Origin of the sequence: Rhizobium sp. CFBP 13644, from assembly GCF_014842165.1 — a bacterium.
Lineage (GTDB): Bacteria > Pseudomonadota > Alphaproteobacteria > Rhizobiales > Rhizobiaceae > Agrobacterium > Agrobacterium tumefaciens_C.
This window is the reverse complement of sequence record NZ_JACYVF010000001.1, coordinates 634,502-656,328: the sequence shown is the minus strand read 5'-3', so window position 1 is coordinate 656,328 and position 21,827 is coordinate 634,502. Positions and strand designations below refer to the sequence as shown.

General features: G+C 57.8%; 16 protein-coding genes and 1 tRNA gene. 13 read left to right on the top strand and 4 right to left on the bottom strand.

Features of this window, described 5'->3' with window-relative positions:
- Positions 1-122: 122 nt before the first annotated feature.
- On the bottom strand, positions 123-3,893 hold the full coding sequence (locus IFT53_RS03075; protein ID WP_192063389.1) for a peptidoglycan-binding protein: 3,771 nt from the start codon (positions 3,891-3,893) through the stop codon (positions 123-125).
- Between the two features lie 355 nt (positions 3,894-4,248).
- Between IFT53_RS03075 and IFT53_RS03070 the strand changes: the two genes are divergently transcribed.
- From IFT53_RS03070 to IFT53_RS03035, 8 genes are all read left to right on the top strand, one after another.
- Positions 4,249-6,045 carry an acyl-CoA dehydrogenase C-terminal domain-containing protein gene (locus tag IFT53_RS03070; RefSeq protein WP_192063390.1) on the top strand — a complete coding sequence of 599 codons (1,797 nt, stop codon included), beginning with the start codon at positions 4,249-4,251 and terminating at the stop codon, positions 6,043-6,045.
- The gene (locus IFT53_RS03065; protein WP_192063391.1) at positions 6,046-6,291 is read left to right on the top strand and encodes a hypothetical protein; all 246 of its coding nucleotides are present in this window, start codon (positions 6,046-6,048) and stop codon (positions 6,289-6,291) included.
- A 37-nt stretch (positions 6,292-6,328) separates the two neighbouring features.
- Positions 6,329-7,537: an acetyl-CoA C-acetyltransferase gene (locus tag IFT53_RS03060; protein ID WP_042617978.1), complete on the top strand. Its 1,209-nt coding sequence runs from the start codon at positions 6,329-6,331 to the stop codon at positions 7,535-7,537.
- 150 nt (positions 7,538-7,687) lie between these two features.
- A complete protein-coding gene (locus IFT53_RS03055) occupies positions 7,688-9,904 on the top strand; it encodes an FAD-dependent oxidoreductase (protein WP_192063392.1) in 2,217 nt (738 codons plus the stop codon).
- 272 nt (positions 9,905-10,176) lie between these two features.
- A complete protein-coding gene (locus IFT53_RS03050; RefSeq protein WP_192063393.1) occupies positions 10,177-10,668 on the top strand; it encodes a histidine kinase in 492 nt (163 codons plus the stop codon).
- Positions 10,669-10,834: 166 nt separating this feature from the next.
- Positions 10,835-11,233 (top strand): hypothetical protein, encoded by a 399-nt coding sequence (locus IFT53_RS03045; RefSeq protein ID WP_192063394.1) that lies wholly within the window; start codon positions 10,835-10,837, stop codon positions 11,231-11,233.
- Positions 11,234-12,003: 770 nt separating this feature from the next.
- Positions 12,004-12,079 (top strand) — tRNA-Phe (locus tag IFT53_RS03040).
- 508 nt (positions 12,080-12,587) lie between these two features.
- Entirely contained in the window at positions 12,588-13,727 is a 1,140-nt protein-coding gene (locus IFT53_RS03035) for a porin (RefSeq protein ID WP_192063395.1), read from the top strand.
- Between the two features lie 357 nt (positions 13,728-14,084).
- On the opposite strand, the gene IFT53_RS03030 is transcribed toward IFT53_RS03035, so the two are convergent.
- The 3 genes from IFT53_RS03030 to flgF are packed head-to-tail and all read right to left on the bottom strand — an operon-like array spanning position 14,085 to position 16,856.
- A complete protein-coding gene (locus tag IFT53_RS03030) occupies positions 14,085-14,633 on the bottom strand; it encodes a flagellar protein (RefSeq protein ID WP_192063396.1) in 549 nt (182 codons plus the stop codon).
- A gap of 11 nt (positions 14,634-14,644) precedes the next feature.
- A complete protein-coding gene (gene fliI / locus IFT53_RS03025) occupies positions 14,645-16,105 on the bottom strand; it encodes a flagellar protein export ATPase FliI (RefSeq protein ID WP_192063397.1) in 1,461 nt (486 codons plus the stop codon).
- A gap of 16 nt (positions 16,106-16,121) precedes the next feature.
- The gene (gene flgF / locus IFT53_RS03020) at positions 16,122-16,856 is read right to left on the bottom strand and encodes a flagellar basal-body rod protein FlgF (protein ID WP_042617986.1); all 735 of its coding nucleotides are present in this window, start codon (positions 16,854-16,856) and stop codon (positions 16,122-16,124) included.
- A gap of 252 nt (positions 16,857-17,108) precedes the next feature.
- On the opposite strand from flgF, the gene motA reads away from it, so the two are divergent.
- The 5 genes from motA to flhB all read left to right on the top strand — a co-directional run bounded on the left by motA (position 17,109) and on the right by flhB (position 21,827).
- Positions 17,109-17,981 (top strand): flagellar motor stator protein MotA, encoded by an 873-nt coding sequence (gene motA / locus IFT53_RS03015; protein WP_042617987.1) that lies wholly within the window; start codon positions 17,109-17,111, stop codon positions 17,979-17,981.
- Positions 17,981-18,937: a FliM/FliN family flagellar motor switch protein gene (locus IFT53_RS03010; protein WP_082249883.1), complete on the top strand. Its 957-nt coding sequence runs from the start codon at positions 17,981-17,983 to the stop codon at positions 18,935-18,937. Before motA ends, IFT53_RS03010 begins: the two co-directional genes overlap by 1 nt.
- A gap of 68 nt (positions 18,938-19,005) precedes the next feature.
- Positions 19,006-19,548, top strand: a complete 543-nt coding sequence (gene fliN, locus IFT53_RS03005) for a flagellar motor switch protein FliN (protein WP_192063398.1) — start codon at positions 19,006-19,008, stop codon at positions 19,546-19,548.
- Positions 19,549-19,575: 27 nt separating this feature from the next.
- Complete coding sequence (gene fliG, locus IFT53_RS03000) at positions 19,576-20,619, top strand: flagellar motor switch protein FliG (protein WP_192063399.1); 1,044 nt, start codon at positions 19,576-19,578, stop codon at positions 20,617-20,619.
- Positions 20,620-20,744: 125 nt separating this feature from the next.
- The gene (flhB, locus tag IFT53_RS02995) at positions 20,745-21,827 is read left to right on the top strand and encodes a flagellar biosynthesis protein FlhB (RefSeq protein ID WP_192063400.1); all 1,083 of its coding nucleotides are present in this window, start codon (positions 20,745-20,747) and stop codon (positions 21,825-21,827) included.

The window sequence follows — 21,827 nt, the reverse complement described above, 5'->3', positions numbered from 1 at the left end:
TCAAAAAATGGCGAAGGCTACAAGCCCTGCGACCTTCATCGGTCATGCCCGTGGTGGGCATGACTGTCAAACATTCAATGGCAAATACGTTGATATTTAGGAAAGATCGGTAAAGAGCCGATTTACTTGTTGCGAGCCAGCAACGCGGTCACCAGTTCGTCGGTGATGCGTCCGTCCGGCGTCTGGCCCACGGACTTCTGGAAGGACTTGATGGCGGTTACTGTGGCCGGGCCCAGCTTGCCGTCAGGTTCACCGGCCTTGAAGCCATTATTGTTGAGAATGGCCTGAATGTTGCGGATCGCCTTTTGCATGTCCACAGACGCTGTCTTCACCTCTTGCCCGCCGGTCCATTCGGCTGGCAGGTTCACGCTGTTGGCATCGTCTTTCAGGGGCGTCACCTGCCATGCGGCCACGTTTGCCTTTGCTTCAGCCAGTTGCTCCGGACGCATGGCCTTGGCCACGTCGTCGCGCTTCTGGCCAGCATCGGCATCGCCATCGCGGGCGGCAATGGCAAACCACTTGTAGGATTCTGGCAGACTCTGCAAAACGCCGCTGCCGCGTGCGTAGAGAATGGCAAGGTTGAACTGGCTGTCACGAACGCCAAGATTGGCCGCTTCGATGAACCAGCGGGCAGAAGCCAGAATGTCGGGCGCACCTGCCGCATCGGATGCGAGCAGAACTGCCAGATTGTGCATGGCGCCCGCATTGCCCTGATTGGCAGCCATTTCGTAATAGCGCTTGGCCTCGCCCAGATTGCGATCTACGCCGTTTGCCTTCTCATACATGTTGCCAAGGCGGTACTGTGCAAGCGCAAAGCCACGGTCGGCAGAAAGCTTGTACCACTTTGCAGCTTCCGCACGGTCAGTGGCGACGCCGCGACCTTCGGTGTAGCGGGCACCGATCTCGAACAAGGCCTGCCTGTCGCCCTTTGCGGCGGCGTCGACAAGAGATTGCGGTGCAATGCCTGCAGGCACGGCAATGGCGGCTTCGCCAAGGGTCTGCGGCTGCTCGGCCTGTGGTGCGGCGGGTGCCTGTTCAGGCGCGGGCAAAGCGGCAATGTCGTTTTGCGCAGCGGGGGCGGGTGCTTCCACCGCTGGTGCTTCATCGGGCAGGGGCGCGCCGCCAATCGGGCGCGTGTCGATCAGAGGCGGGTTCCTATCGGCATCGGCCTGCATCCGTTCGCCAGCGGCACGGGCGCTTTCATCCATCGCGCTGTCGGATGGCACGGTCACGGCTGGTGTTTCACTGACGGGCTTTGGCTGTTCCTGAGCGGCGGTAAGGGCCGAGACTTCGCCACCGGTCGCGGCTTCGGTTGCAACCGTGGCGGGCTTGGTGTCGCCACTGACCAGAGACTTTATGACGGGCATGGCCATCATCGCCAGCAAAATAGCGCCGATGCCCAGAAGCAGTGGGCGGCGGTAGCGCGAAAGAGCCGAACCTGCCTTGTCGCTTGATGGCTTGGCGCGCAGGGTGCGCGAGGCGGAACCGCGCTCAGGCGCAGATTCCTGCGCGGCGGCCTGGGCTGCACGGCGGGCGGCGGCGATGAAATCGGCGCGGCTGTCGGTGTCTCCAGTTCCTGCACGGGCAGCAGCAGTCTGGCTGGCGCGCACGCGCTCCAGAATTTTCTTGATATCGGGCGCACCGGAGCCGGGCTCAAGCAACTCGGTATCCATGTCGGACTGAAGCGTGTCGATCGGGTCGAGGGCAGGTGCCGGATCAACCTGCGTGCGGGCGGAAGCCTGCGCCTGCGGTTCTTTCTCGGTCTTGGCGGCACTGGAGCGGAAACGGCGCGTCAAACCGGCCAAAAGGCCGCGCGGCTCTTCATCGGCGGGCTTTGCAGCTTGCGGCGGCGTCAGCGTCTCTGTGTCATGGCCCATCTCGGCCATAAGGCCGGACTGGGTTTCGAAAGCGTCGCGCTCAGTCTTGATCAGGCCATCTTCCGGAAAGGTGGCGGCTGGCATCTGCGCAATGCTGTCATAGTTTGCCCAGTCGCGATCCGAATCCGCTGTTGCAGGGGCGGCTGGCGAACGCGGTGCACTGCGATTGTCGAGATTGTCGAGACGACCGGCAATCTGCACCAGCGTTTCATGCAGCGCTTCAAAGGTGCGGTGCGTGCGCTCTTCTGTGTTGCGGCTCAGACCTTCCAGCTTGCGCAGGTCGTTGGCCAGCTCCGTCAGAATGGCAATGTCGGAGCTGCTGGCAGTCTGCGCCAGATTGTTGCGCGAATGCGCTTCCAGCACAGCTTCCGCCGCCTGACGCGCAGCTTCGATGATGTATTCGTCGCTCGACGCCATATAGTCTTCGATGGCCGACATGCGCTGGTCGAGTTCCGGCGACATGGCGGTCGCGTCGGACGCTACCGGAGCCTTGGTCTCGTCAAGCCTTGCGGCGATCTCGCCCAAACGCTCTTCAAGCCGTGTGAAGGCCGTGTCGTAGGACGGGTTCCTGTCAGAAGACGGCCGCGTTTCGATCTGCTCGATGCGGCGGGCAATCTTCTCCAGTCGTTCAGCCAGCTTGTCATTGACGGCACCGCTTCCCAGCTCATCGATCTTGCGGGAAATATCGGTAAGAAACGCCGTCAGTTCCGGCTGGCTGGATGGTCTCTGCGAGCGTTCCATCAACAGCGAAAGCTGGTCCAGCCGTTCGCTCAGCTGCGAGACGCTACGCTCGGTAGACAGTTCCTCGATGCGGCTTGTCAGCTTGTCCAGCCGCGCACCCAGCGCGTCGGAAGGCTTGGCCCGCTCTGCGGCATCGTCTTTCAATGTGTCGATCTGGGCCGATAGCGCGCTCAGGCGGTTTTCCAGCCGCTCGGTCAGCGTCGCATCGATTGCGGCGGAAGAGCGGCTTCCGGCAACGGAAATAGCCCGGCTCATCTCATCCAGACGCTGGTCAAGGCCGGAGAAATGTTCGCCCAAGGCCTGGTTGGGCGGCAGCATGTGCTTGCCCATCTGCTCGACAGCACCGGCGATGGTGATGAGCTTTTCTTCCAGCGCACGGATATTGCCCTGGCCACCGGTTGAGCCCAACTGGGCCTTGATGTCATCCAGACGGTAGGCGAGCGATACGATTTCATCCTGAAGCGGCGCGGTATCGAAGTCGCGCAGCCTGTCATCCACGCTGTTGAAACGCTGTTCCATGCGCTGCATGCTGGTTTCGCGGGCAACCTGATCCATCAGGCTGCGCAATTCCTCAAACTCGCTGCGCAGTGCCTCGCCGTCTGGCGATGTCGTTTCGCCCATGCGCTCGATGCTGGCCGCCAGCCGTGCGACATCCTCACGAATATCCTCGGCAAAATCCTGTGTCTCGGCAAAGGTTCTGATATTGCGCAGCTCGGAACGAACACCCTGCATTTCGCGGGCAACGCCCTCGGAAATCTCGTGCTTCAACTCCTGGCGCATGCTGACCAACGCCTCGGCCACTTCCCGCAGGGCCGCATCGCCCTGATTGGCTTGCGGCGTTGCGCGCTCGTAACGGGCGGTCGGGCGCGGGCGCTGCGGTGGAATGGCTGTCGAGGCACGGTAGTCGCGCTCGCTGTAGCGGCGGTCGATGTCGCGAGCAGGCATGTCACGATAGTCCGTGTCGCGCTCTGCGTGCAGATCCGCGCCACGCGGCGCCTCTGCCTGCTGGCGTTCCCAACGGGCATCAAGCGCCTTCTGGCGCTGGCGAATTTCATTGACGGGGTCGAAACGCGGATTTTCGGGCCTTGCGCCGCTTCCGGTCATGTCAGCGCGACGGTTCGTGACCTCATAGGCAGGATTTTCATGAGATGGGCGCGCAGGCTTGGCACCCAGAAGATCCTCGATCCGGGCTTCAAGGCCTTCGATTGTGCGGTTGAGCGCATCCAGAGACGATCTGTCACTATGATCCTGGGAATTTGATCGCACTCGGTTCATCTTGCTGCCCGCTTCATCGTTGCCCGGTTATCTGCATGTCCCTTGGCCAGTTGGCGGGGGCGTGCAGTGGTCATTGTATTGGCTACAGGAACCGCGCGATTCTCGAAGCAGCCCCTGAGGATGAACAATTGCCGAATTGTGGTTAACAATTTGTTAATTAGTTTTTTCTGTTTTAACCGTTTCTTTAGTATTGGCCTTGCGCGGGGCTTGCCGCAAAGCGCGCTTTGTATACTCTAGGTAGAGATATCCGCGTTCCGAAACGTATGAAAATGTCATTTGACGTTTACGCGCACGTCAAATATTGTGGCCTCATAATTGGCCGGAATATTCCGGCGCGGTGCGGAGGATCATCGGAATGCCTGTATACAAGGCCCCTGTCAAAGACACGCTTTTCATACTCAACGACGTGCTCGGTTTGGAGCGCTACAACAATCTCCCCGGCTTTGAAGACGCAACGCCCGACATGATCGAGGCAATCACCGGCGAAGCGGCAAAGCTTGCCGAGGAGCAGCTTTTCCCTCTGAACTGGTCTGGCGACCAGCAGGGCTGCAAGCGCGCCGAAGATGGTTCCGTCTCGGTGCCGGATGGTTTCAAGCAGGCCTATGATGCCTATTGCGAAGGCGGCTGGACTGGCCTTGCCGTGCCACCGGAATATGGCGGGCAAGGCCTTCCCTATACGCTGCATGCCGCCATCGGCGAATATATGTCGTCTGCCAACCTGTCGCTGATGATGTATCCTGGCCTGACGCAGGGCGCGATTGCCGCCATTCTCGTGCATGGTTCGGATGCGCAGAAGCAGACCTATCTTCCGAAGATGGTCGAAGGCACATGGTCCGGCACCATGAACCTGACCGAGCCCCATTGCGGCACCGATCTGGGCCTGCTTCGCACCAAGGCCGTGCCGCAGGGCGATGGCTCCTACAAGCTGTCCGGCCAGAAGATCTTCATCTCGGCTGGCGAACATTCCATGACGGACAATATCATCCATCTGGTGCTCGCCCGCATCGAAGGCGCACCAGAGGGCACCAAGGGCATTTCGCTCTTCATCGTGCCGAAATTCCTCGTCAATGAGGATGGTTCTGTCGGCAGCCGCAACGGCGTGGTCTGCGGTGCGCTTGAGCACAAGATGGGCATTCACGGCAACGCCACCTGCGTCATGAACTATGATGACGCGACCGGCTACCTCATCGGCGCGGAAAACAAGGGCCTTTCGGCCATGTTCGTGATGATGAACGAGGCACGTCTCGGCGTTGGCCTTCAGGGCCTCTCCGTCAGCGAAATCGCCTATCAGAATGCCGTGGAATATGCCCGCGAGCGTATTCAGGGCCGTTCTCTCTCCGGCGTCAAGGCACCGGAAAAGAAAGCGGATCCGATTATCGTTCACCCCGACATTCGTCGCACCCTCATGACCATCCGTGCCTTCAACGAAGCTGGCCGTGCCTTCCTTTTGTGGTCTGCTCTGCAATCGGATATCGCCCACCGCTCGAGCGATGAGAAGGAACGTCAGGCGGCGGATGATCTGATCGGCCTCGTGACACCGATCCTCAAGGGCGTGCTGACCGACAAGGGCTTTGACCACGCGGTCATGGCGCAGCAGGTCTATGGCGGCCACGGCTATATCGAAGAACACGGCATGAGCCAGTATGTGCGCGATGCCCGCATCACCATGATCTATGAGGGTGCCAACGGCATTCAGGCTCTGGATCTCGTCGGTCGCAAGCTGGGCCTCAATGGTGGCCGTGCCGTCATGGCGCTGTTCAAGGAAATCGGCGATTTCTGCGAGGAAAACCGCGCTGATGAAGCCCTCACGCTTTACACCAAGGGCCTCAAGAAAGGCCTGAACGACCTGCAGGCCTCCACCATGTGGTTCATGCAGCACGCCATGGCAAAGCCTGACAATGCCGGTGCCGGTTCCACCGATTACATGCACCTCTTCGGCCTCGTCGTGCTGGGCTACATGCAGGCCCGCATGGCAAAGGCAGCGCAAGTGGCCCTGGCCTCTGGCTCCGCATCAGATGACGTGTTCCTCAAGACCAAGCTCGTCACCGCTAAGTTCTTCATGGAGCGCCTCATGCCCGAAACGGCCCTGCGCAAGACGCGCATCGAAGCCGGTGCCGATACGATGATGGAACTGGCTGCGGAAGCGTTTTAAGTGGCTGGGGTTGTAAAGTCTGATCTGAAGAAATGGGTGGTTGATGCGCTTAAGTCCAACGGTGGCGAAGCCTCAATCCTGTATGTTGCAAAATATATATGGGAGCACCACCAGAATGATCTTAAGGGCCAAGACCTTTTTTATTCGTGGCAATACGACATGCGCTGGGCTGCGACAGAACTGAGAAAGACGGGCCTCATTGTTGCGGCGGAAGACGATCGCCGGGGCAAATGGACACTTAAATAGAGCTGGCGCACAGGTGACTGTGCTGGGAGATGAGAAAATGACTGACGTTTATATCTACGATCACGTCCGCACCCCGCGCGGACGCGGCAAGAAGGATGGTTCGCTGCACGAAGTGCCGTCCGTTCGCCTTGCTGCCAAAACGCTCGAAGCGATCCGCGATCGCAACGGGCTAGACACTTCCACCGTCGATGACATCATCATGGGCTGCGTCGATCCGGTCATGGATGCCGGCGCTGTTATTGCCAAGGGTGCGGCTTTCGAGGCCGGTTATTCCACCAAGGCACCGGGCATGCAGATTTCGCGCTTCTGTGCATCTGGTCTCGATGCCATCAATTTTGCAGCCGGAAAGATTGCTGCTGGTGCCGACGAAATCGTCATCGCAGGCGGCGTGGAAAGCATGTCGCGTGTTGGCATGGGCATGTCGGGCGGTGCCTGGTACATGGACCCATCAGTCAGCTTCCCGGCTTACTTCATGCCGCAGGGCGTGTCGGCTGATCTGATTGCCACCAAATACGGCTTTACCCGCGATGACGTGGATGCCTTTGCCGTCGAGAGCCAGAAGCGCGCAGCGCACGCCTGGGAAAATGGCTACTTCAAGAACTCTGTCATCCCGGTGAAGGACCAGAACGGCATCACCATTCTCGACCGCGATGAGCACATGCGTCCCGGAACGGATATGCAGACGCTTGCCTCGCTCAACGCATCCTTCCAGATGCCGGGCGAGATGGGTGGCTTCGAGGCTGTCGGCATCATGGCGCACCCGGAAGTGGAGCGCATCACCTATGTCCATCATGCGGGCAATTCCTCCGGCATCGTGGATGGTGCAGCGGCTGTTCTGGTCGGCTCCAAGGCGGGCGGCGAAAGCATGGGCCTGAAACCCCGCGCGCGCATCCGGTCCTTCGCCAATATCGGCTCCGATCCGGCACTGATGCTGACCGGCCCCGTCGATGTCACCGAAAAGCTTTTGGCCAAGACCGGCATGTCGATTGCCGATATCGACCTCTTCGAACTCAACGAAGCCTTCGCCGCCGTGGTGCTGCGCTATCTCCAGGCCTTCGATATCAGCCACGACAAGATGAACGTGAACGGCGGCGCCATCGCCATGGGTCACCCGCTGGGTGCCACCGGCGCAATGATCCTCGGCACGGTTCTGGATGAGCTGGAACGCCGCGATCTTAACACCGCACTGGTCACGCTCTGCATTGGCGCGGGCATGGGCACGGCAACGGTTATCGAGCGGGTTTGAAAGCTGAGCGGTTAAGACCGCAACGGTTCCTTCGTCATCCTCGGGCTTGACCCGAGGATCTATCCACGGTGCTTAGATCCTCGGGTCAAGCCCGAGGATGACGAGAGAGAATGGAGCGGCCACAGAAATTCAGGGAAGAGGAATCCCCATATGAGCACCTATACCAATTTCACCCTTGAGACAGATGCAGATGGCATTGCGCTCGTCACCTGGGATATGCCGGAAAAATCCATGAACGTCTTCACAGCCCAGGTGCTGGAAGAGCTGGATGCCGTCATCGACGCCACGGTGGCGGATGCTGGCGTCAAGGGCGTGGTCTTCACATCAGGCAAAGCCACATTCTCCGGCGGGGCTGATCTGTCGATGATCAAGTCCATGTTCTCCTTTTACCATGAGGAGAAGGAAAAGAACCCGGATGAAGCCGCCAAGAAGCTGTTTGACCTTGTCGGCAAGATGAACTGGCTGTATCGCAAGCTGGAAACCAACGGTAAGCCATGGGTTTCGGCCATCAACGGCACCTGCATGGGTGGCGCGCTCGAATTGTCGCTGGCCTGCCATGGCCGTGTGGTTTCCAACGCCAAGAGCGTCAAGCTGGCGCTGCCGGAAATCAAGGTCGGCATTTTCCCCGGTGCCGGCGGCACGCAGCGCGTCTCGCGCCTCACCGATGCTCAGTCTGCCCTTCAGATGATGACGACAGGCCAGTCGCTCACGCCAAGCCGCGCCAAGGCCATGAACCTTGTTCATCAGGTGGTGGAGCCGGATCAGTTGATCCCCGCTGCCAAGCAAATGATCAAGGATGGCCTAAAGCCCGTTGCCCCATGGGATGAAAAGGGCTTCAAGGCCCCCGGTGGCGGCATCTGGACACCCGCCGCCGCCCAGCTCTGGCCCGCAGCCCCTGCCATTCTGCGCCGCGAAAGCGCTGGCAACTACCCGGCAGCACTCGCCATTCTCAAATGCGTCTATGAAGGCCTGCAATTGCCCTTCGATACGGCGCTGAAGGTCGAGCAGCGTTATTTCACGGAAATCCTTCGCTCGAAGGAAGCCTTTGCGATGATCCGCTCGCTGTTCATCTCCATGCAGGAGCTGGGCAAGGGCGCACGCCGCCCCGCCGGTCAGCCAAAGAGTGATCTCAGCCACGTGGGCGTTGTCGGTGCCGGTTTCATGGGCGCGTCCATTGCCTATGTCACAGCCGTTGCCGGTCTGGATGTCACCCTCATCGACCGCGATGACGAAGCCGCCGCAAAGGGCAAGACAACCTGCGAAGGTCTGGTGAAGGATAGCGTCAACAAGGGCCGCATGACGCAGGAAGAGGGTGCCGCCATCCTCGCCCGCATCACGCCAAGCTCTGACTATGCCTCGCTCAAAACCGCAAACCTTGTCATCGAAGCTGTCTTTGAAGACCGCGACGTGAAGAAGGCCGTGATCGAAGCGGTTGAGGCCGTGCTTCCAGAAGGCGCGATCTTCGCCTCCAACACGTCAACCCTGCCCATCACCGGACTTGCGGAGAACTCCAAGCGCCCGAACGATTTCATCGGCATCCACTTCTTCTCGCCGGTCGAGAAGATGATGCTGACGGAAGTCATTCTCGGCAAGGAGACGGGCGACAAGGCTCTGGCCGTCGCGCTGGATTATGTCGCAAAGATCAAGAAGACACCGATTGTCGTCAATGACACGCGCGGCTTCTTTGTCAATCGCTGCGTGCTGCGTTACATGGCCGAAAGCTATGAAATGCTCATCGAAGGCGTGCCCGCCGCCATGATCGAAAATGCCGCGAAATTTGCCGGCATGCCGGTCGGTCCTCTCGCGCTCAACGATGAAGTCGCCATCGATCTGTCCTACAAGATCCTCAAAGCCACCGTTGCCGATCTGGGCGACAAGGCGGTCGATGTCAGACATATGGAGCTGGTCAAGAAGATGGTCGAAGGCGAGGGCCGCTTTGGCCGCAAGAATGCCAAGGGCTTCTATGACTATCCGGCAAAGCCTGCCAAGAAGTCTCTCTGGTCCGGCCTGAAAGACCTCTATGCGCAGAAAAAGCCTGAAGATGTTGATATGGAGGTGCTAAAACAGCGTTTCCTCGTCACCATCGCGCTGGAAGCTGCCCGCACCGTTGAAGAGGGTATCGTCACCGATCCCCGCGAAGCCGATGTTGGCTCCATCCTGGGCTTCGGCTTTGCGCCTTACACGGGCGGTGCTCTCTCCTATATAGATGGCATGGGCGTAAAGACCTTCGTGGCGCTGGCAGAGAAACTGTCGCAGACCTATGGCGCGCACTTCAAGCCAACCCCGCTGCTTCAGGACATGGCTGCCAAGGGCGAAACCTTCTATGGCCGCTTCGACCCCTATGGACAGGCTGCGCGAGCCGCATAATGCCGAACTGATACTGCAAATCGACAGGCCCTCCGGGGCCTGTTTTTGTTTTCAGATGCAGGATGCTGTATCGAGGCCCGCCATTGATGGCTATCAACAGAAATGCGTGATCGATATTCTCTTTAATCTCATTAACCGCGCTAATATTATTATTGATTACTTCGTATTATTCAATTTCCAGACAATAAAATTGCACTTATATCGAATTTAAAGGCGAATAACGCAGCCATTGCTGCGCCAGAAGTCGCGCCCTGATCCCGGAGGACTTATCCATGAAACGAATACTGTTTGCTGCTGCCATCGCCCTCGCCCCCTTCTTTGCCCAGGCTGAAACACTGAAATTTCCGAGTGATGCGCCCATCGCATCGGTGAAAATTCCCGATGATTGGGGTCCGAAAGAAACCGAAACCGGCATCGACGCCACATCGCCTGATACCGCCATCTACTTCTCCATCGATGTCGCCAGCGATAAAAGCATGGATAAGGTCATCGAAGACGCCATCAAATTCCTCGTCGACAATGGCGTGGAGATTGATGCGAAAAGCCAGAGTGATTCCGGCGATGTTGAAATCAACGGCATGACGTTTGGAAGCATCGAATTTGACGGCGTTGATGCAGATGGCCCGGTGGAAGTCTCCCTCGGCTTCGCCTCGCCCAAGGAAGGCAAGATGCTTGTCGTGACCTATTGGGGCACGAAAGCCACGCAGGACGCTCACAGCAAGACACTGGTCAGCATTCTGCAGTCGCTCAAGCCGGTCAAATAGCAATCACCATTGCAGCGCCCTGAGATCATATCGGGCGCTGCAATGCCTGTCTTGCGCCCTGTTACCACCACCGGCGTGCATCCTTTTGCGTCTTCCCGCGTTTGCGAGATATCCCAGATCTGCCTGCACCCATCGCAGCCAGACGCGCATATGAGAGGAATACGACATGAGGGCGCCGATCCGTTCGCATGGCTTTGACAAGCCGTCAGACCTTGAAGATGAACTTTCCCAACTGGATGATAACGCAGGCGCGACAAGAGAGAGCGCAAACACAGGTGCAAGAGCATCTGGACTGTCCTCCTCGGATGTTTCTCTGCATGAGCAGATCAACGATATCAGGCGCGAGATGGCGGCCATCCGAAGCGATGTCGAACAGTTGCAGGCTGCTGCGTCCCGCAACAGCGGTGCGTCCGGTCACGGCTCTGATGTTTCCACTTGGCTCCCTATCGTCCGTTCCGTTGCCATCACATCACTGGCAGGCCGTATCTTCGCATCCTCGCCCATCATGGCGCTGTTGGTTGCTGCAGTCCCCTTTGCGCTTGGCCTGTCGGCTGGCTCGAAGTAGGTTTTTTGAGTGCGGCCCGCTCAATGCGGGCCGCCATCTCCACGGTCATCAGGACCTGACCGAAAAAAATCATTGAAAATCAATGATCTGTCCAAAAAACGCAAAAAATCTCAAAAAAATCTCCGCAACTTTCTCAATGTCGCTGAAGCAGAGCGCACAATCTGCCTCGCATCGTCGCCAAAATGTGTTCGCGAGACATGGCGGGCCGACGGGGCTGGGACCGGGTTGTCTGCCTGTAACGTGCGGACAGGCAACAGGGTTTCAAGGCGGAGCAACGGTTATCCCTGAAGGAAACCGGATGGTCCGTTCTCATGGGCCAGTGAAGTGGCGCGCAATCCCAGTGGTTCAAACGATCGGGGCAGGGTGCGCTTCTTTGGTGGTAGCGAATGACCAGAAAGAAGGGAAAAGCGATTTTCCCGGATATATGAGGCCACGCGGATGCGCACGCCTTCAAAACCATACCAGAGATCCCGCATCCGCGTGTCGTCTCAGGGCTCAGCATAACCGCCAACCACGCGCACCCGCGCCGCGTGGTTGGCGAAGCTTGCGCATTTTTTTTCAGAAGCAAATCGTTTTCACCGCAGGAAGAACACCCAAAGCCCACGACTCCAAGCCTTTCCCGCGTCATCCACAGGGAGCGCCAAAAAACTGTCAAAAAAGTTCAAAGAGGCGCTTGCCATGGCCGAACAATATGTTAAAACCCGCTCACTTCCGGGGCAGCAAGCTTCTCCGGCGCAGACCAAAGCGAAGGTTCACCTTGAGCCTCTAGTGCCCGAATAGCTCAGTTGGTAGAGCAGCGGATTGAAAATCCGCGTGTCGGTGGTTCAAATCCGCCTTCGGGCACCATTCCTCCCTCAGCGAAATCAGTAAGTTGCGAGTCTGGTGCCAACGACGTTCCGCGTCCATTTTGTTTTCCACTTGCTCGTTGTTCTTCCGATAGCCCCTTTCGCAATCGTCTGCCTCGTTGGCGGATTTGCATATCCGCGTTTGCGGTTTTTTACCAAGGAGCGTGCTTCCTCGTCGAGGAGCGGCAAGCCGCGCCTGATGTCGTAGAATCGCGTAGCACTTGAGTCGTCGCGAACTGCGTGGGGCCTTTCCTCTCGCAACGAAATCCTCGGCTCGGCGGGCGTTCAAACGTTACCGATACCTTAACAAAAGTGCACCAAAAGCTGCCTACAGTAACGTGAGTTGTCGCTAAAATACCACAGGCTTATAGTAGAAGCGTCTGTTGTGTTAGGAAAATCAATGGTTCCGGGTTGCGATGGCCCGCCACTTTCTGTCTATTCAAATCCAGAAGCGGGGGGCGTCTCCAAGACTGTTCCGCTTTTGCAACGAAACATGACTGGAGGTCATTATGAACATCAAGAGCCTTTTGATCGGCTCCGCTGCCGCTCTCGCAGCAGTATCCGGCGCACAGGCTGCAGACGCAATCGTCGCAGCTGAGCCAGAAGCCCTCGAATACGTTCGCGTTTGCGACGCTTTCGGCACAGGCTTCTTCTACATTCCAGGCACAGAAACCTGCCTGAAGTTCGGCGGCTACGTTCGCTTCCAGACAGACGTTAACCGCGGTACAGGCTTCGGCGTAAACACCAACGGCCGTACATCTGATTGGGATTCGTTCACGCGCGCTCAGTTCGAAGTTGACACACGCACAGACACCGAACTCGGCGCACTGCGCGGCTTCATCGGCTTCCGTGGCAATGCTGACGGCGGTTCTGCCTCTTCTTCTTCCGTATTCGTTGACCAGGCGTTCATCGAACTCGGCGGCCTGAAGGTTGGTAAGTTCTACAACTGGTGGGACGATGGTCTCTCTGGCGAAGCTGACGTTCTCTCCACGAACGCACTCTTCAACTCCATTCGTTACACCTACGATGCAGGCTCTTTCTGGGCTGGCGTTTCGGTTGACGAACTTGAAGGCACTGGTTCGCAGTTTGCTACACTCGACGGCACAACGACAACGATCGGCGGCGTAACGTTCGCTAACGTAACATCTGAGCCAGACAACAACGTTGGCGTTTCTGCAGGCATGGGCACGAAGCTCGGCGGCGCAACGCTCGCTCTGATCGGTGGCTATGATGTTGACCAGGAAGAAGGCGCTGTTCGTCTGATTGGTACTGCTGAAATCGGTCCTGGCACACTCGGCCTGGCTGGTGTTTGGGCTTCCGGCGCAAACGCTTACTATGCAGAATCTGAATGGGCTGTTGCTGCTGAATACGCAATCAAGGCGACTGACAAGCTGACGATCACTCCAGGCGCTCAGTACTTCGGTAACGTTTCTGCTCGTGCAGACCTGTTCAACACAACGACAGGTGCGACTACAGGTCGTGCGATCCTCACGAACGACTTCACGAACAACGATGCTTGGCAGGCTGGCGTAATGGTTGATTACCAGATCACCCAGGGCCTCTCCACCAAGGTTGCAGTTAACTACTTCGACGTAGATGGTGGCGACGATCAGGTTAACGGTTTCGTTCGCCTTCAGCGTTCGTTCTAATACCTCTAACTTCGGTTAGTAAAAGAAAACCCGGCAGCAATGCCGGGTTTTTCTAATTTAGAATGTCAAAAAATAACTGGACATGTTTATTCGTTAGGTGCATGATATCATTGGTCAAAAGGCGTGATCCACAGCGCTAAGCTTCGTCTGTTGACTCCAGTCAAATCCCCATCAGCCATCTTTGGTTGATGGGGCGGACTCCATAGGCAAATGGTCGGCAACTGTCCGACCGCCAAATTTCCCTGAAATTTCTCTTTGCACATGCCTTAGCTATGCGGCCTGGTGGGTACTCCTGTACCACTTTTAAGACGCTGCTGATGCGTCTTTCGCAGGCGTGACGAGCACTACCCGAACGCCTTATTCCGTATAGAGCTCGCCGGCAGAGGTGATGATCTGCCATTTTCCGTCGATGTTGGTCATCGAGATCAGGCGGCTTTCATCTGGAAGGATGGAGCCGATCTGGACGAGGAACATGCCGGACTTGTCTTCGATAAGGGCGCGGCCGTTCGAGACGTGGAGCAGTTTGAAGCGGGTGCCACCGGGGAAGGGCTGGGCTTTGCCGTCGCCATTGGCGGCCCGACCGCCAGCGTCCGTCGGCACGGTTGCGGTGGTCAAAGCGTCCAGATCGGGCATCGGGTCGGTCTGCGCCTGCGTGGTCGGGTCTTCTTCCACGTGCGGCATGACAGCGATTGAGCCGCCGCCTTCGCGTTGCGGCACGTCTGTCAAAGCTTCCCAGCCAGCGCCGCTTATCCCGAATTTTTCCGGGTTGAAGAACACATACCACGGCAAGGCTGCAGCCGTTGCCGCCACAACAATGAGGCCGCCGGTCAGCATGCGGTCGAAGTCGCGGATCGAGCGGCGCTGACGCGCATCGCGGTTCGGATTATCCTGTCGTTCTTGTCTCATCAGTTTCAACATCATGGGGCCCGTCGCTGGATCGGTGCTGGCTGGTTGTTAACGGGCGCATTTCGCAAGGCATTTGCCAGTTCGGCATAGGCGTCGATGACCGTGCGATCTCCCGGTGATTGCTTGAGCACGTCGTAAATGAACGGCACCTGCTTGACCGCCATGTCGAGTTCGGCGTCCACGCCCGGGCGGTATCCGCCGATCAGGCGCAGGTCCTTGGTTTCTTCGAAATTGTGGATCAATGACTTCAGCCGCGATACCAGCTTCTGCTGATCGGGCGTCCATGCCTTGTGCGACAGGCGCGAAATCGAGGCGAGGGGATTGATCGGGGGGTATCTGCCCTCATCCGCAAGCGAACGGTCCAGCACGATGTGACCATCCAGAATGCCGCGCGTCGCATCGGCAATCGGGTCATTGTGGTTGTCGCCATCCACCAGAATGGAGATGATGGCCGTGATCGTACCGGTGCCCTCCGGCCCAGGTCCGGCGCGCTCGAGAAGGCGCGGCAGTTCGGTAAAGACCGATGCGGGATAGCCGCGCGCAATCGGCGGCTCGCCAGCGGCAATCGCAACCTCGCGAATGGCATGGGCAAAGCGGGTGATACTATCGGCAATGAAGAGGACGTTTTCGCCCTTGTCGCGGAAGTGTTCCGCAACCGTCATAGCCACGAGCGGCGCCATCTTGCGCAGCATCGGGCTTTCATCGCTGGTGGCAACGATGGCGATGGATTTCTTCATGTTGTCGCCGAGCGTGTCCTCGATGAATTCACGCACTTCGCGGCCGCGTTCACCGACCAAAGCGATGACAACCTTGTCAAAGGCATCGGCCCTCGCCAGCATGGACAAAAGCGTGGATTTGCCCACACCGGAGCCTGCGAAAATGCCAAGACGCTGGCCAAGGCATAGCGGCGTGAAGATATCGATGGCTTTGACGCCTGTGCGAAAGCCCGTAACAACACGGCTTCGGGTCATGGATGGCGGCGGCAGGGCCAGAACGGACCGCTTCCGGGCGCCCCTGACCAGCGGCCCCTTGTTGTCAATGGGCTTGCAGAGCGAGTTGATGGTGCGCCCGCACCATGTGTCATCAGGCTCGACGCGGAACTCGCCTTCGCGCAAAACAACGTCGTTGACGCCAATGGGGTCGCCCGGTTCGATGGGGCAGACATAGATCAGATCCGGCTCCACCCGCACAACTTCACCCAGATGCAGGCTTGATTCGCTTTTGTGGACGACGAACTCGCCAAGGCGCACATGTTCGGAAAGACCGCTGACCGTATAATGCCCGGCCGCGATGGTTCTGACCCGCCCGCCGCGAGACAGGGACGCGCCGGACGCAATCTGCGTTTCCAGGAGTTGCGCAAGCGTATCGAGCCGGGTGAAAATGTTGGGAGGCGGCTGGACCGGCGGCTGCGCGGGAACTTCGATCCCGGTGCCGGCTTCAGTCTCGATCTCTGTGTCGATCTCGGTTTCCATTTATGCCACGCGCCGCTTACTGGCCGCCTCCGAGGGTGCGGATAGCCTGTGAGAAGGAATCCTCCGTCGATTTCATCAGCGAAGAAATACCCTCGAAGGCGCGGTTGACCTGCACAAGCTGTGTCATCTGGCTGATGGCGTTGATGTTGGACTGTTCGACATAGCCCTGGATCACGCCGATAGAGCCGGTGTCGACAGCTGGCTGCGGCGCTTCGGAAAAGATGACGCCGCTGTTTTCATAGCGCACGAAGCCCTTCTTGGCGTCGGCGGTAAAAATTCCCAGCTGTGCAACGGTTGTGCCGTTTTGCAGAATGCGGCCATCCGAGCCGACGGTCGGTTCGCCAGCTGCCGGGTTGAGCTGGATTGGTGCGCCGCCTGCGTCGAGAACCGGATAGCCCTGCGTGGAGACGAGTTCGCCTGTTGTGCCCATGGAGAAGCGGCCGTCGCGGGTCATGACCTGACCGGCGGGCGTGTTGATGGCAAACCAGCCATCACCCTTGACCGCGAAGTCGAAGGGGTTGCCGGTCTGGATCATTTCGCCGTTGCGGGTGGACAGATAGTCGCTGCCCTGCGTCACGAATGCAATGTCGGCCTTGAGGTCGTTGCGGGTCTGGCTCATCACCTGGTCGAACTTGACCTCCGTGCCGCGAAACCCGACCGTGTTCATGTTGGCAATATTGTCCGCAATGGTCGTGAGACGACGTTCCAGGGCGATCTGGGAGGATATGCCTACGTAAATACCAGACTGCATGCCGGTCTCCTGTCCATTACTTCAAGAAAAGGCGCGTCTTCTATATCGCAACCTTCTGTTTACTCAGATACGGACACTGGCTTGCGCGAAGCTTTTGAATGACTGCTTATAAAGGAGAGCGGCGGCACAGACGCGACAAGGCGATCATCATTTGGGTGAACGGCCGCAACAAACTGCGAGAGCAAGCCAGCCTCGCACAAGGCATGTCCCCTATCCCTGAGATGCGAAATTGGCATCAGACGCGAGCTTCAGATGAATATTCTTATCGGATTAGTGATTACTTTTGGCTGTATTCTTGGCGGATACATGGCCATGGGCGGACATCTGGACGTGTTGTTCCAGCCATTCGAGCTCGTCATCATCGGCGGCGCTGGTCTCGGCGGCTTCATCATGGCCAACCCGATGAAGGTGGTCAAAGACAGCGGCAAGGCGCTTGGCGAAGCATTCAAATATGCCGTGCCGAAAGAACGTCACTATCTGGATGTTCTGGGCGTGCTCTATTCGCTGATGCGCGACCTTCGCACCAAATCACGCAACGAGATTGAAGCTCACATCGACAATCCCGAAGAATCCTCGATTTTCCAGATCGCGCCGTCTGTTCTGAAAAACAAGGAACTCACATCCTTCATCTGTGACTATGTTCGCCTCATCATCATCGGCAATGCTCGCAGCCATGAGATTGAAGCGCTGATGGACGAAGAAATCGAGACCATTCTTTACGACAAGATGAAGCCCTACCACGCCATTACCGCGATGGGTGACTCCTTCCCCGCCATCGGTATCGTGGCCGCGGTTCTCGGTGTTATCAAGGCCATGGGTAAGATCAACGAACCGCCTGCGATCCTCGGTGGCCTCATTGGTGCGGCGCTCGTGGGCACCATGTTGGGTATCATCCTGTCCTACTCCATCTGTAACCCACTGGCATCACAGGTAAAAATCGTCCGCTCCAAGCAGCACCGCCTCTACATCATCGTCAAGCAGACATTGCTGGCCTACATGAATGGCTCGGTTCCGCAGGTTGCGCTCGAATATGGACGCAAGACGATTTCCAACCATGAGCGTCCGTCCATCGATGCCGTGGAGCAGGAAATGATGAACCCGGGCGGCGACCAGAAGGCGGCTTGATGATGGCGAATGCTGTACAATCGAATGTCACACCCATGGAACCCGCGCTGCTGGCAAAGCTGACGGGTGGCCTGGGAGACAGCAAGAAGGTCGCCAAGATCGGTGCCGACATCGGGCAGATCTACGGCAACTTCCTGCCGGATACGTTCCACAGTGAGACAGGCATCGCCATCGAGGTGGATTATGTCGGTTGCGAATCCGGGCTCATGACCGATCTGGTGGGCAAGCTTGGCAAGGACTTTGCCGTTGCCGATTGTTCCCTTCGCAACTGGTGCCCCAATTTTATGATGGCAACCGGCACGGCCTTTATCATGGCCTTGATGGAGCGCATGCTGGGTGCTGCCCCCGATACGATCATGGAGCCCGAAGTGCGGGCGCTGTCGCATATCGAGCTTGATCTGGCGGCACTCGTGCTGGGACGTCTGGGCGAGGTGCTGCGCTCGTCGATCAATGCGCCGGGTGGGTTTGAGCCTACGATCGATCCACCCTTCAACGGAAATGGCAAGACCATTTTCGAAGAGGCTATTGCGGCCCAATACGGTATTCTGATCCGCCTCAAGGTGCAGATCGGCAAGGTTGCTTCCGAATTCGCATTGGTCATTCCGCAGCGCGCGCTGCTGAAGACGACCATTCTGGCGCCGAAGGCATCGGCACAGGCGATGAAGAAGCAGGAAGAATGGATGGAGATGATCTCCGAACAGGTGAAGCGTTCACAAGTGACGCTGGAAGCCAAGATACGATTGCAGAGCCTGACGCTGAAGACGATCTCTCGTCTGGTGCCAGGCGATGTCATTCCCTTCCGTGATATCACGCAGGATGACATTTGCGTCGAAGTCAGCGCCAATGGGGCGAATATGTACAATTGTGAGTTTGGTCGTGCGGGAGACAAATACACGGTTCGCGTGAAGAACAATGTGAGCACGGACGACGAAATTCTTAGACATTTGATGGGTTAAAACGCCCGACATGCCTCTTTGAGAGGTGTGGGCAGCTTGACGCAAGTTTCAAAGGGAATAATTAGCGCATGGCTACGAAAAAGACACCCAAAACCGAAGACGATTTCCTGCCTTCGCTCGATGACACGGGCGAGCTGGACCAGGCAATCGGTGATCTGCGCGGTGTACTGAAAAGCGATTCGGATGGAGGGCTATCGGATTTCGGCGATTTCGGCGATTTTGGCTCAGTTGACGCTGAACCGGCATCCGACGATCTCTCGGCATTTGGTGGCGGAATGGACAGCTTCGGCACGTCTGATTTCGGCTCCAGCTCCGCCCCGCTTGCCGCATCGCCCTCGCCACTGGGCAGCGGTCTGACTGATAATTTCGATCTGATCATGGATATTCCCATTGATGTTCAGATCGTGCTTGGCACCAGCCGCATGCTGGTATCCGGGTTGATGGGACTGGAAGAGGGTGCAACCATTGCGCTTGAGCGGCGAATCGGTGAACCTGTCGAAATCATGGTGAACGGCCGTTGCATCGCACGGGGCGAAATCACCGTACTGGAAGACGACGATACACGCTTTGGTGTAAAGCTGATTGAAGTGTTGAGTACCAAGAAAGCCTAATCCCTGTGGGGACGGAGAGGAAAGACCATGATGGACTTTGAGGATTTCGGTAACCCAATTGCTGGGAAGCCGTTGTCTCAGGCAGACAAGGCCGCCGCCGTACTCTTGGCGATGGGAAAAGGCGTGGCCGGAAAACTCCTCAAGTTTTTTACCCAGGCCGAGTTGCAGACCATTATCAATTCGGCACAGACACTTCGCGTGATTCCGCCAGACGAGCTCGCCATCATCGTGGCGGAATTCGAAGACCTGTTCACCGAAGGCACAGGCCTGATGGACAACGCCAAGGCCATCGAGAGCATTCTCGAAGAAGGCCTGACACCTGAAGAGGTGGATGGTCTTTTGGGCCGGCGGACCGCCTTCCAGGCTTTCGAAACCTCGATCTGGGATCAGCTGCAGGACGCAGACCCCCAGTTCATCGGTAAGTTCCTGCTGCGCGAACATCCTCAGACCATCGCCTATATCCTCACCATGCTGCCATCCTCCTTCGGTGCAAAGGTTCTTCTGACCATTCCCGACGAGCAGCGCGCCGACATCATGAACCGTACGGTCAACATGAAGGAAGTCAGCCCTGCCGCCGCCCAGATCATCGAAAAGCGCGTGATTGCGCTGATCGCGGAACTGGATGCCGAGCGCAATGCTGCAGGTTCGGCGAAGGTTGCCGACCTGATGAACGAACTCGAAAAGCCGCAAGTCGATACCCTGCTCAGCTCTCTGGAAACGCTCAGCAAGGAATCTGCCAACAAGGTCAAGCCGAAGATCTTCCTGTTCGAAGACCTTCTCTACATGCCGCAGCGCAGCCGTGTTTCGCTGCTCAACGACGTCTCGGCCGACATTCTCACCATGGCGCTTCGCGGTGCCACGAACGAGATCAAGGAATGTGTGCTGTCCTGCATCAGCCCGCGCCAGCGCCGCATGATCGAATCGGATCTGGCAGTGCCGACCGCATCGCTCAACACCCGCGAAGTGGCCATTGCCCGCCGCGCGGTTGCGCAGGAAGCCATTCGTCTGGCTAGCTCTGGCCAGATCGTGCTGAAAGAAGCGCCCCCTGCCGACGGAGTAGCCGCCGCATAAGGCGAGACGCGCCGATAAAAGCTGTGGGGTGGCCTCGCGCGACTTGCGGGGTGCCGCTGCCCTCTATACCCTGAGAAGAACGGCCTGCCTGTACCGGCGGGCCTTTTTCAGTCAGGGGACGTGTCTTGTCAGACGGCGAAGACAAAGACAGTAAAACAGAAGAACCAACAGAGAAAAAACTACGCGACGCGGAGGAGAAGGGAAATGTGCCTTCATCCCAGGAAGCGGCTCTGTTTGCTTCGATGCTCGCCTTCTATCTCTACCTCGTCTTTTTCATGCCCGATGGCATCAAGCGACTGGGCGAAACGCTCGGAGATATTATCGAGCGGCCGGAGCAGTGGCGGCTGAACACGGCGACCGACATGGTGTCGCTGGGTCTGCATCTGTCCAAGGAAATCGCGGCACTGCTTCTGCCGGCAGCCGTGCTGTTCATCGTGCTGGGCCTTGGACAGTCCTTCGCGCAAAACCTGCCGCAATTCGTGCTGGACCGGATCTCACCGCAAATATCGCGAATATCGCCCGTCAAAGGCTTTACCCGCATTTACAGCGTCGATGGCCTCGTCAACTTCGGTAAATCCCTGTTCAAGGTGGTCATCGTCGGCATCATCGTGGTGACGATGCTGAGGAACGACTATTACAATCTGCTCAACGCGCTGGTTACCGATCCCCACAGCATCATGCAGACCGGCTATAACATCCTGAAAAAGATGGTCGTCATTGTCCTGTTTTCGACGGGCATTCTGGCGGTGGCCGACTACTTCTGGACCAATTACCGCTGGCACAGCCAGCAGCGCATGTCCAAGCAGGAAGTGAAGGACGAGTACAAGCAGTCGCAGGGTGACCCGGTGGTCAAGGCCCGTCAGCGCTCCATCGCCCGCGATCGCGCCCGCCGCAGAATGATGGACGGTGTTCCCAGAGCGACACTCGTCATCACAAACCCGACTCACTATGCGATTGCATTGCGCTACGTGAAAGATGAGAGCGACGCGCCAGTCGTGGTTGCAAAGGGGCAGGATTTGATCGCATTGAGGATCAGAGAGATCGCCACGGAGAACGGAATCCCCATTTTTGAAGACCCGCCGCTTGCCCGCTCCATGTTTGCGCAAGTCTCGGTCGATAGTGTCATCCCGTCAGTATTTTATAAGGCGGTTGCGGAACTGATTCACAAGGTCTACGCAGCGCGCCAAAACAAAAGACGGGTAAACTGA

What these genes read in the sequence shown, in the direction of transcription:
- IFT53_RS03075 (WP_192063389.1), bottom strand. Translation starts at nt 3,893, where the DNA reads ATGAACCGAGTGCGATCAAATTCCCAGGATCATAGTGACAGATCGTCT.
- IFT53_RS03070 (WP_192063390.1), top strand. Translation starts at nt 4,249, where the DNA reads ATGCCTGTATACAAGGCCCCTGTCAAAGACACGCTTTTCATACTCAAC.
- IFT53_RS03060 (WP_042617978.1), top strand. Translation starts at nt 6,329, where the DNA reads ATGACTGACGTTTATATCTACGATCACGTCCGCACCCCGCGCGGACGC.
- IFT53_RS03055 (WP_192063392.1), top strand. Translation starts at nt 7,688, where the DNA reads ATGAGCACCTATACCAATTTCACCCTTGAGACAGATGCAGATGGCATT.
- IFT53_RS03050 (WP_192063393.1), top strand. Translation starts at nt 10,177, where the DNA reads ATGAAACGAATACTGTTTGCTGCTGCCATCGCCCTCGCCCCCTTCTTT.
- IFT53_RS03045 (WP_192063394.1), top strand. Translation starts at nt 10,835, where the DNA reads ATGAGGGCGCCGATCCGTTCGCATGGCTTTGACAAGCCGTCAGACCTT.
- IFT53_RS03035 (WP_192063395.1), top strand. Translation starts at nt 12,588, where the DNA reads ATGAACATCAAGAGCCTTTTGATCGGCTCCGCTGCCGCTCTCGCAGCA.
- IFT53_RS03030 (WP_192063396.1), bottom strand. Translation starts at nt 14,633, where the DNA reads ATGAGACAAGAACGACAGGATAATCCGAACCGCGATGCGCGTCAGCGC.
- fliI (WP_192063397.1), bottom strand. Translation starts at nt 16,105, where the DNA reads ATGGAAACCGAGATCGACACAGAGATCGAGACTGAAGCCGGCACCGGG.
- flgF (WP_042617986.1), bottom strand. Translation starts at nt 16,856, where the DNA reads ATGCAGTCTGGTATTTACGTAGGCATATCCTCCCAGATCGCCCTGGAA.
- motA (WP_042617987.1), top strand. Translation starts at nt 17,109, where the DNA reads ATGAATATTCTTATCGGATTAGTGATTACTTTTGGCTGTATTCTTGGC.
- IFT53_RS03010 (WP_082249883.1), top strand. Translation starts at nt 17,981, where the DNA reads ATGATGGCGAATGCTGTACAATCGAATGTCACACCCATGGAACCCGCG.
- fliN (WP_192063398.1), top strand. Translation starts at nt 19,006, where the DNA reads ATGGCTACGAAAAAGACACCCAAAACCGAAGACGATTTCCTGCCTTCG.
- fliG (WP_192063399.1), top strand. Translation starts at nt 19,576, where the DNA reads ATGATGGACTTTGAGGATTTCGGTAACCCAATTGCTGGGAAGCCGTTG.